Source organism: Bartonella sp. AD328YNZD (assembly GCF_042196425.1).
This window is the reverse complement of the sequence record NZ_JBHIQG010000304.1, coordinates 1-2,856: the sequence shown is the minus strand read 5'-3', so window position 1 is coordinate 2,856 and position 2,856 is coordinate 1. Positions and strand designations below refer to the sequence as shown.

3 protein-coding genes are annotated in these 2,856 nt (G+C 36.2%); all 3 read left to right on the top strand.

Translation table 11 applies throughout. The annotated features are described in order from the left end of the window. The first annotated feature begins 216 nt into the window (after window positions 1-216). The 3 genes from ACFIO3_RS11005 to ACFIO3_RS10995 are packed head-to-tail and all read left to right on the top strand — an operon-like array spanning window position 217 to window position 2,551. Window positions 217-453 carry a hypothetical protein gene (locus tag ACFIO3_RS11005; RefSeq protein ID WP_375607783.1) on the top strand — a complete coding sequence of 79 codons (237 nt, stop codon included), beginning with the start codon at window positions 217-219 and terminating at the stop codon, window positions 451-453. Window positions 454-467: 14 nt separating this feature from the next. Then, on the top strand, window positions 468-1,136 hold the full coding sequence (locus ACFIO3_RS11000) for a response regulator transcription factor (RefSeq protein WP_375607782.1): 669 nt from the start codon (window positions 468-470) through the stop codon (window positions 1,134-1,136). After that, entirely contained in the window at window positions 1,133-2,551 is a 1,419-nt protein-coding gene (locus ACFIO3_RS10995) for an ATP-binding protein (protein ID WP_375607781.1), read from the top strand. Before ACFIO3_RS11000 ends, ACFIO3_RS10995 begins: the two co-directional genes overlap by 4 nt. The last annotated feature ends 305 nt before the right edge of the window (window positions 2,552-2,856 follow it).

The window sequence follows — 2,856 nt, the reverse complement described above, 5'->3', positions numbered from 1 at the left end:
AGATATTATATTAATATTTTATTATTTTATTGAATAAATTTTATTATCATTATTAAAAATATTTTTTTTATTTTTTAAAAATTTGGAGTAATGTTAATATGTTCTTCTGTAAGATAAATGATAAATTGTTTCCGTTTGTGATTTTTTAATCGACCAAAAAAAAACATTATTTCTTTTATTCTTCAGAAGGAAGAATAATAAGTTATTAAAGTATCTATGATGAAAAAAGTTTTTTTAGTTGTAATGTTAGCATCTTTTTTAGGAGCAGATTCTGTTCGAGCAGCTGATTGCGCTGAGGTTGGGAAGAAGGTTGCAATTCAGGAGAAGGGGGTTCTCGTCCGTTCAAAACTGGTTGTTGAGGATGGAAGGGATATGTGTGCAATTGTGGTTGTTGTGCCAGCCCGTAATGGTGAGAAATTGCGCCGTGTTGAGGTTGTGGTTCCTGCCGATTAGTATTAGATGTTGTCATGCGTATTTTAATTGCTGAAGATGATCGGAATCTTCACCATCAATTAGCAGAAGCTGTAAAGCATGCAGGATATGTTTTTGATAGTGCTTTCGATGGTGAAGAGGCTTATTTTTTAGGCAGTACAGAGTCTTATGACGCAGTGATCCTTGATATAGGCTTACCGTCTATTGATGGTATTCGTGTTGTTGAAAAGTGGCGTCAAGAAGGGTACTCCATGCCTGTTTTAATACTAACGGCGCGAGATCGTTGGTCTGATAAGGTGCTTGGTATTGATGCAGGGGCTGACGATTATGTTGTGAAGCCATTTCATTTGGAGGAAGTAATGGCGCGCTTACGGGCATTAATTCGTCGCGCTACCGGACATGCGACAAGTGCATTATGTTGTGGAAATGTTTTATTGGATACGAAGACGTCTCGTGTTTTTGTGGATGGTCAATTGATTAAACTAACATCTTATGAATTTAGACTTCTTTCGTATCTCATGCATCATTGTGACAGGGTTATTTCAAGAACGGAGCTTACCGAACATCTTTATGATCAGGATTTTGATAAGGACTCGAATACGGTGGAAGTCTTTGTAGGTCGGTTACGGAAAAAGCTTGGAGTAGATTTTATTGAGACTATTCGAGGAATGGGATATCGCGTCAGAACGCCAGGTGATAAATGAATATTTTCAAGGAGGATAATTGGTTTGGGAAGCTATTTTTTGTCATTACGCGGTCTCTCAGTTTACGTGTTATGATTTTATCAACATTATGGGTTGTGATTTCTCTTTTATCGATTTCTGCAGTGAGTATTTTATTTTATAAACGTTCAACTGAACAAAGCTTAGAGCGTATCCTTTCTGCTCAACTTTACAGTCTTATTGCAACAGTCATGGTTTCACCGGAAGGCATTTTGAAAGGAGGGGCTGAGATTGATGATATTCGTTATTCTGATCCAACAACGGGATGGTATTGGGAAGTTGTTGCGATATCCCATAATTTAAAAGGAAGATTGACATCTCCCTCATTGGGAACAGGAAAGATATTTACCCCAAGCGAAGTCGATATACCTTTTGATAATAAATTTTTTCGCTCTTATCGGATCAAGGGAAACGATGGCCAAAAGCTACAAGTGATTGAGAGTGATGTTGTTCTTGATAATAAAAATCATATTGCACGTTTTCGGCTTGTTGGGAATATCGATGAAGCCCATGCCCAAGTAAAGGAATTTAAGCAAACTTTGCAAATTTTTCTTTGGAGTTTTGGTATTGGGAGTGTTCTTATTAATATTGCTATTATTTTCTTTAGTTTTCAACCGTTGAAGCTTATTCGACGTGCATTGAATGATATTCGCGAAGGAAGAGTTCATTATGTGAATACGGATTTAGTCAGTGAAGTGATGCCGCTTGTACAAGAGATGAATGCTCTCATTAATAATAATCAGCGTATTATTGAGCGATTTCGCACACAGGTTGGTAATCTCGCGCATTCATTGAAGACGCCTCTATCCGTGATTATGAATGAGACCGATAAGATGCACGGAGAAAAGGCGTGTCTGTTGAGAGAGCAAACGCAAATTATGCGTGCTCAAATCAATCATTATCTTCAGCGGGCGCGGATTGCAGCACAATGCGATAGTATTATCTATCATACATCTGTTCGCAGTGTGATTGATCGTTTAGTGCGGGTTATGAAAAAGCTTAATCCTGAAAAAAAAATTGAATTTATTATGGATGTTGATGATATTGTTTTTTCTGGAGAGAAGGAAGATCTAGAAGAAATTATAGGAAATTTGATTGAAAATGCTACTCAGTGGTCTCGCACAAAGGTGTTGATCTCTTGTTGTATAGAAGAAAATGTTGAAGAAGAGAAATATTTCAGTATCCTTGTTGAAGATGATGGTCCTGGTTTAACAGAAGATAAAATTGATGAAGCATTAAAAAGAGGCCGGCGGTTTGATGAAAGTAAACCGGGGACAGGTTTAGGGTTAGCAATTGTTTCAGATATGGTCAATGAATATGGCGGCAATCTCTTTTTATCGCGTTCTGATTTGGGTGGGTTGTATGCAAAAGTTTTATTACCCAAGATAGGAGAATAACATATTTTTTCCTCTATCAGAAAACATCTATAAGGTGTGTAAAGCAATATTTTCAGACAATACAAAAAGGTAAGGAGGCATTTCAGAAGATCTGTATTTATAATCAAAATAGAAAATAAAGCCTTGTTTTTGTTTTCTTGATAGAGGTGATCTATATGAGAGAAATGAACAATATATTTTATATAAGTTTATAATGTACTCCATGAAAAAATGATTTTTATCATTTAGCATCACTCTTCTTATGAAGAGGATAAAAGGTAAGCGAGAGATTCTCTGTTGGTATTGGAAAAAAGTGATATGCTCTT